5 protein-coding genes are annotated in these 7346 nt (G+C 72.2%); 2 read left to right on the top strand and 3 right to left on the bottom strand.

The window, feature by feature from the left end; genetic code table 11:
* Nucleotides 1-165: 165 nt before the first annotated feature.
* On the bottom strand, nt 166-1017 hold the full coding sequence (locus K6I34_RS27370) for a siderophore-interacting protein (RefSeq protein ID WP_229329734.1): 852 nt from the start codon (nt 1015-1017) through the stop codon (nt 166-168).
* Between the two features lie 129 nt (nt 1018-1146).
* On the bottom strand, nt 1147-2052 hold the full coding sequence (locus K6I34_RS27375) for a 5'-3' exonuclease (protein WP_229329741.1): 906 nt from the start codon (nt 2050-2052) through the stop codon (nt 1147-1149).
* A 234-nt stretch (nt 2053-2286) separates the two neighbouring features.
* On the opposite strand from K6I34_RS27375, the gene K6I34_RS27380 reads away from it, so the two are divergent.
* On the top strand, nt 2287-3390 hold the full coding sequence (locus K6I34_RS27380; RefSeq protein ID WP_229329736.1) for a glycine betaine/L-proline ABC transporter ATP-binding protein: 1104 nt from the start codon (nt 2287-2289) through the stop codon (nt 3388-3390).
* Complete coding sequence (locus K6I34_RS27385; RefSeq protein ID WP_229329737.1) at nt 3383-5185, top strand: ABC transporter permease/substrate binding protein; 1803 nt, start codon at nt 3383-3385, stop codon at nt 5183-5185. Before K6I34_RS27380 ends, K6I34_RS27385 begins: the two co-directional genes overlap by 8 nt.
* A gap of 85 nt (nt 5186-5270) precedes the next feature.
* On the opposite strand, the gene K6I34_RS27390 is transcribed toward K6I34_RS27385, so the two are convergent.
* A partial coding sequence (locus K6I34_RS27390; protein WP_229329739.1) for a thioester reductase domain-containing protein occupies nt 5271-7346 on the bottom strand: 2076 nt, incomplete at its 5' end.

Here is a 7346-nt window from a genome sequence, read left to right on the forward strand (position 1 = left end):
CCCCGCGCCCCTTCGGGGGCGGGCCTCCGACGGCAGGGCGCGCCCCGTCAGGGGCGCGGGGAACTGCGCGGCCAGCCCCCACCGGCCCGCACGCGCCGAACGACACTGCGGACCGAGCTCGTAGGCGGCGACTGCGCCGCATGGGCAGCGACGCAGTCGCAAAGGTCAGGCCGCCGCGGCCTGACCTTCCTGCTCGGACTCCACCTGCTGGTTCCACTCGCGCTTCGACGCCTGCCAGCCGTCCTCGTTGTGGCCGAGCCGCCAGTAGCCCGAGATCGACAGGCGCTCGCGCGGGATCTCGCGCTCCACGCGCAGCAGGCGGCGCAGTTCCTTGACGAAGCCCGCCTCGCCGTGGACGAAGGCGTGGACGTCACCGGGCGGGAACTCCAGCGAGCGCACCGCCTTGACCAGGGCCTCGCCCACGGGCGCGGCGCCGCGGTGCAGCCAGACGACCTCGACGCCCTCCGGAAGCTCCAGTTCCTGCTCCTCCCGGGCATCGGCGACCTCGACGAAGGCGCGCACCGGCACCCCGGCGGGCATCCGCTCCAGGGCAGCGGCTATCGCGGGCAGCGCGCTCTCGTCGCCCGCGAGCAGGTGCCAGTCGGCGGCCGGGTCGGGGGAGTAGGCGCCGCCGGGCCCGAGGAAGAGGATCTCCGTACCCGGCTGCGCCGAGACCGCCCACGGACCGGCCAGCCCCTCGTCCCCGTGCACCACGAAGTCGATCACCAGCTCGTGGCGCTCGCGGTCGAAGGAGCGCACGGTGTACGTCCGGGTGACGGGCCATACCTCGCGCGGGAGGTCCCGGCGGATCACCTCCATGTCGAAGGGCTCCGGGTAGACGACGCCGGGCACCGGGAAGAGCAGCTTGACGTAGTGGTCGGTGTGCTCACCGGCCCCGAACCCCGCGAGGGCCTCGCCACCGAGCACGACCCGCACCATGTGCGGCGTCAGCCGCTCCGTACGCACCACGTGCGCGCGAGTGAGCTGCGGCTTCTTCCGGACGGGACGTTCAGCCATGGCGTTCTCCCCTGTACGACGGCATGCCGAGTTAGGCTCACCTAACTTAACAGCCCGGGGTCGCGCCCCGTCAGGGGCGCGGGGAACTGCGCGAGCAACCACACACGACCCGCGGCGGCCGCGAAGCGTTCAGACCGCAAGTGCCGCAAGCAGTCGTTGAAGCGACCCGCCCAGCCCCCACTGCTCGGCCAGAACCTCCAGCGTCATCGGATCCCGCGGCTCCCGCGGCAGCGCCGCGTCGAACGAACCGAGCGGAACGTCCGACGCCACCCGGACGACCTTCGGCGCGACCTCCAGATAGGAGCTCGCCTCCAGCAGCCGCTTCCGCTGCGCCGGCGTCAGCTTCGACGCCGGATCCTGCGCGGCGGCGACGATCCCCGCCAGGTCGCCGTGGGCGGCCAGCAGCTTCGCGGCCGTCTTCTCCCCGACGCCCGGCACGCCCGGCAGGCCGTCGCTCGGGTCGCCCCGGAGCAGCGCCAGGTCGGCGTAGTGGGCGCCGTCCACCCCGTACTTCTCGCGCAGCAGCGACTCGTCGACGGCCTGGAGGGTGCCGACGCCCTTGAGCGGATACAGCACCCGCACCCCGCGCCGGTCGTCCACCAGCTGGTAGAGGTCGCGGTCGCCGGTGACGATGTCCACCGGGCCGCTCGCCCGCGCGGTCAGGGTGCCGATGACGTCGTCCGCCTCGTAGCCCGCGGCGCCGACCCGGGCGATGCCGACCGCGTCCAGCACGCTCTCGATCACCGGGACCTGCGGGGAGAGCGTGTCCGGCGTCTCCTCCTCGTCGGGGCCGCCCTCGACCTCCTCGGCGACCCGGTGCGCCTTGTACGAGGGGATCAGATCGACCCGCCACTGCGGCCGCCAGTCGGCGTCCATGCAGGCCACGAGGGAGTCCGGCTGGTGGTCCTGGACGAGCCGGGCGATGAAGTCGAGCAGCCCGCGCACCGCGTTCACCGGGGTGCCGTCGGGGGCCCTGACCGTGTCCGGCACCCCGAAATAGGCGCGGAAGTACAGGGAAGCGGTGTCGAGGAGCATCAGGCGTCGCGTCACGGGTCCGATCATGCCGCATGCCACCGACAATCCCGCCCCGCGCATGTGAACCGGATCACTGTTCCGTTTGCCCGGATTGATCGGGGGCAGGCGCGGCACCGGAGCGGACCCCGTGCCGTACCCGTACGGCCGGGCACGCGGACCGATACCGCACCGCTCCACGTTCCGGCACGTCGGGGGAGAGCCGGGGCGTCGTTGAGATCGACCCGAGAGGTGTATGTGTCCAGGCTTCACGCCGAGCACTTGTTCAAGGTGTTCGGCAAACGACCCGAAGCGGCCGTCGAGCGGCTCAAGAACGGCGCGAGCCGTGAGGAGCTGCGCGCCGACGGCACCACCGCGGCGGTCATCGACGCCTCCTTCGAGGTGGAGGCCGGTCAGATCTTCGTGGTGATGGGTCTCTCCGGATCCGGCAAGTCCACGCTGCTGCGCATGCTGAACGGCCTGCTGGAACCGACCGCCGGACGTGTGCTCTACGACGGTCAGGACCTCACCGCCCTGGCCCCGCGCGAGCTGCGCGAGGTGCGCTCGCGCCACATCAGCATGGTGTTCCAGCACTTCGCGCTCTTCCCGCACCGCAGCGTGCTGGAGAACGCCGGCTACGGCCTGGAGGTGCAGGGCGTGGCCCGCAAGGAGCGCGAGGAGCGGGCCGCCGAGGCCCTGGAGCTCGCGGGCCTCAAGGGCTGGGAGAGCTCCTGGCCCGACGAGCTCTCCGGCGGCATGCAGCAGCGCGTGGGCCTCGCCCGCGCGCTCGCCACCGACGCCGACCTGCTGCTGATGGACGAGTCCTTCAGCGCCCTCGACCCGCTGATCCGCCGCGACATGCAGGACCAGCTGCTCGACCTCCAGACGCGGCTGAAGAAGACCATCGTCTTCATCACCCACGACCTCAACGAGGCCATGCGCCTGGGCGACCGCATCGCCGTCATGCGCGACGGCCGTGTCGTGCAGAACGGCACCGCCGAGGACATCCTCGTGCGGCCCGCCAACGACTACGTCGCCTCCTTCATCCAGGACGTCGACCGCTCCCGCGTGCTCACCGCCGGTTCGATCATGGACACGACGGCCCCCGGCAACGCCGCCGAGGTCCTCGCCGCCGCGCCCGCCACGGTGGAGGCCGATACACCCGTGCACGAGCTCTTCACCCCCTTCTCGCACAGCGACCTGCCCGTCGCCGTCACCGACGAGCGCGGCGAGCTCACCGGCGTGGTCACCCGCGACCGGCTGCTCGCGGCCCTGGGCGACGAGCCGAAGGCCGTTCGGGAAGCCGTGAAGGCGCCTGCTGTCGTGGAGGCCGTCGCGGAGGAGGTGCCCGCCGGTGCCTAGGTTCCACTTCGGCCACTGGGTCGAGTCCGCCGTCAGCTGGCTCCAGACCCACCTGAGCTGGCTCTTCGACGTCATCAACACCGTGCTCAGCGGGGCGTACGACGGCGTCGGCGACGTGCTCCGCGGCCCCAGCCCGCTGCTCATGGCGGGCATCCTCGCCGTCATCGCATGGTGGCTGCGCGGCCTGCTGCCCGCCGTCCTCGCCTTCGCGGGCCTCGCGCTCGTCGACTCCTTCGGCCTGTGGGACCGGGCCATGTCGACGCTGGCGCTCGTCCTCGTCGCGAGCCTGATCACCCTGCTGTTCGCCGTGCCGCTGGGCATCTGGGCGGCCCGCAGCCGGGCCGTCAGCGGTGCGCTGCGGCCCGTCCTGGACGTCATGCAGACGATGCCCGCCTTCGTCTACCTGCTGCCCGGCGTCATGTTCTTCTCGATCGGCCCGCTGCCCGGTCTGATCGCCACCATCGTCTTCTCGATGCCGCCCGGCGTGCGGATGACCGAGCTCGGCATCCGTCAGGTCGACGGCGAGCTCGTCGAGGCCGCGAAGGCCTTCGGCACGACGCCGCGTGACACCCTCACCCGGGTGCAGCTGCCGCTCGCCCTGCCCACGATCATGGCGGGCGTCAACCAGGTCATCATGCTGGCCCTGTCCATGGTCGTCATCGCGGGCATGGCGGGCGCGGGCGGCCTCGGCGAGGCCGTGTACGCGGCCGTCACCCAGGTCGACATCGGCGGCGGCGTGGAGAGCGGCATCGCCGTGGTCGTCCTCGCCGTCTACCTGGACCGGATGACCGGCGCACTCAACCAGCGGGTCTCCCCGCTCGGCCGCCGTGCCCTCGCCAAGTCCGCGGCGACGACGGCCCGTGCCGCCTTCCTGCGCTACCGGCCCGGCACGGCCGTCGCCACCGTCGGTGTCGTCGTCCTCGCCCTGGTCGCGGGCGGCATGAGCATCGCCGGGAACGGCGGCAAGGAGAACGTGGCCGCCGGGAAGAACGTCGGCGGCGGCAAGCAGGTCAAGCTCGGCTACTTCCCCTGGGACGAGGCCGTGGCCAGCACCTACCTGTGGCAGAACATCCTGGAGGACCGCGGCTACAAGCCGGACGTCAAGCAGCTCGACCCCGGCCCGCTCTACACCGCGCTCGCCCAGGGCCAGATGGACGTCCAGCTCGACGCGTGGCTGCCCACGACGCACAAGCAGTACATGGACCGGTACCAGGACCGGCTCACCGACCTGGGCTCCTGGTACGGGCCCACGTCGCTGGAGCTGACCGTGCCCTCCTACGTCAAGGGCATCGACTCGCTGGAGGACCTGAAGGGCAAGGGCGACCTGTTCGGCGGGAAGATCGTCGGCATCGAGTCCAGCGCCGGGATGATGGGCACCCTCAACGACAAGGTGCTCAAGGAGTACGGCCTGGACGGCGAGTACAAGGTCGTCTCCTCGTCGACCTCCGCGATGCTCGCCGAGCTCGACCGGGCCGTCAAGAAGAAGGAGCCCATCGTCACCACCCTGTGGTCCCCGCACTGGGCCTACGGGGCGCACGACCTCAAGAAGCTCAAGGACCCCAAGGGCGCCTGGGGCAAGGGCGAGCAGATCCACGCCGTCGGGAAGAAGGACTTCGAGAAGGACTTCCCGCGCATCGCCCAGTGGCTGAAGGACTTCAAGATGTCGGAGAAGGACCTCTCCTCGCTGGAGGTCGAGCTCAAGAACGGCGGCAAGGGCAAGGAGAAGGAGTCGGCCCGCCGCTGGCTCGACGCCCACCCGGGCCTGGAGGACAAGCTGGCGCCGGTGTCGGCGTAGGCCGTAGGCGTTCCACGGCGCGGTACACGAGACCGGGGGCCGGTCGTCCGTGACAGGACGACCGGCCCCCGGTCTCATGATTCCGTCACGCCGAGGCGGTACGGTCCCCCGCCGGGCGCGGGAACCAGCCCTCTTCGACGAAGAACTCCACGTACTTCCCGAAGAGTTCCGTGCTGAACTCGGGGCACCGCACACCGGTGCCCCGCAGGGCCTCCTCCGTGTCCGACGTGTCGAACGGCGGGTAGAAGGAACCGCTCGCGGAGACCATCGCCTCGAACGCCTCCAGCAGCGGGGACATGGCGTTGTCCGCGTCCGCCGCCACCCGCTCCCGCCACGTGCCCCGATCCAGCTCCTCCAGCGGGTAACCGGCCGACCGGAGGTGTTCGGCGAACCGGGTGAAGGAGAGCCCGCTCCGGTTGTACAGGTGGTACGTCCTGCCGGTGTTGGCGGCCTCCCGGGAGATCGCCACGATCGCCGAGCTGACGTAGTCCACCGGCACCGCGTGGACCTCGCCCGCGAGGTCGTCCGGCACGGCACCGGCCTGGATCAGGCCCTTGAGGCTCAGCCACACGAAGTCACGGGTCTGGCACGCCCCGTTGGCCTGGTCGCCGGAGATCACGTCGACGCGGTAGACGGAGACCGGCAGGCCACGCTCCTGCGCCAGGCCGATGACGTGCTCGGCGACCCACTTGCTCTGCACATAGCCCGTGGGGAGGATCTCCGCCGGGCCGGTGGTGTCGTCCACCTTCAACGGCACCCCCTCGGTGGCCGCGCCGGCGAAGACGCCCACGGTCGACACATAGTGGACCGGCACCGTGCGGTGGCGTGCGGCCAGCCTCAGCACTTCCTCCGTGCCGCCCACGTTGGCCGCCTTGAGCTCGGTGTACGGGCGCAGCCAGTGCACGGTGGCACCCGCGTGGTAGACGACGTCCACGGTGCGGGCCAGGGCGTCGAACTGATCCTCCGTCAGGCCCAGGCGCGGCTCCGCGAGGTCGCCGACCAGGATCCGCAGCCGGGCCGGGTCCACCTCGTCCCAGACGCGGTACCACTCCATGTTCTCGCGCAGCCGCCGCAGGGCCGCGGTCTCGTCCTCGCCGCGCACCAGGCAGTGCACCGTGGCCCGCGTGGAGCGCATCAGGTCGCGCAGCAGGAACGCCCCGAGGAATCCGGTCGCGCCGGTCAGGAACACCTCCGCGGGGTCGTCGGCGCCCCGTACGACCTCCGCCGCCGCCCGCACGTCCTCGGCGAGCCGCACCTCGGCCGCGAAGTCGACCGTGTGCCGGGCGGTGGAAGCCGCCCCCGGCACCGATTCCAGCAGCGCGTCTCGCAGGTACTCCGCGAGCTCGGCGGGTGTGGGCCGGTCGAAGACCAGCGTGGACGGCAGCCGCAGCCCCGTGCGGGACCCGAGCCGGTTGCGCAGCTCGACCGAGGTCAGCGAGTCGAACCCGACCTCCTGGAACGGCCGCGCCGCGTCGATGCCGCCGGGGTCCGTACGGCCCAGGACCGCCGCCATCTCCTCGCGCACCAGGTCGAGGAGGACGCGGACCCGCTCCGCCTCGTCCACACCCGCCAGCCGGTCGGCCAGTGAGCCGGGGCCCGCGTCGGTGTTGCGGGCCGCCCGGCGCGCCGCGGGGCGGCCCGCCAGCGCGGTCATGACCACGGGCGCCTGGGCGGCGTTCTCCCGCAGGGCCGCCAGATCCATCGGGGTGACGACCACGGCGGCCCGGCCCAGGCCCAGGGCCGCGTCCAGCAGCGCCGGTCCGGCCGCCTCGGTGATCGGCAGCAGGCCCGAGCGGGCGATGCGCCGGTGGTCGGCCTCCTCCAGGTGCGCGCTCACACCGGTGGTCTGTTCCCACAGGCCCCAGGCGAGGGAGGCGGCAGGGAGACCGTGGGCGTGGCGGTGCGCGGCGAGGGCGTCGAGGAAGGCGTTGGCGGCGGCGTAGTTGGCCTGGCCCGGCCCGCCGATCACCGCCGCCGCGGAGGAGAACAGGACGAAGGCGGACAGGTCCGCGTCCCGGGTGAGCTCGTGGAGGTGCCAGGCCGCGTCGGTCTTCGGACGGAGCACGCGCGCGAGCCGTTCGGGCGTCAGGGCGGACACCAGGCCGTCGTCGGTGATGCCCGCGGTGTGGACGACGGCGGTGAGGGGGTGCGCGGCGGGGAC

Origin of the sequence: Streptomyces sp. UNOC14_S4 (assembly GCF_020740835.1) — a bacterium.
Classification (GTDB): domain Bacteria; phylum Actinomycetota; class Actinomycetes; order Streptomycetales; family Streptomycetaceae; genus Streptomyces.

Coding starts and splice junctions, on each gene's coding strand:
- K6I34_RS27375 (WP_229329741.1), bottom strand. CDS start 2,052: ATGCTCCTCGACACCGCTTCCCTGTACTTCCGCGCCTATTTCGGGGTG.
- K6I34_RS27370 (WP_229329734.1), bottom strand. CDS start 1,017: ATGGCTGAACGTCCCGTCCGGAAGAAGCCGCAGCTCACTCGCGCGCAC.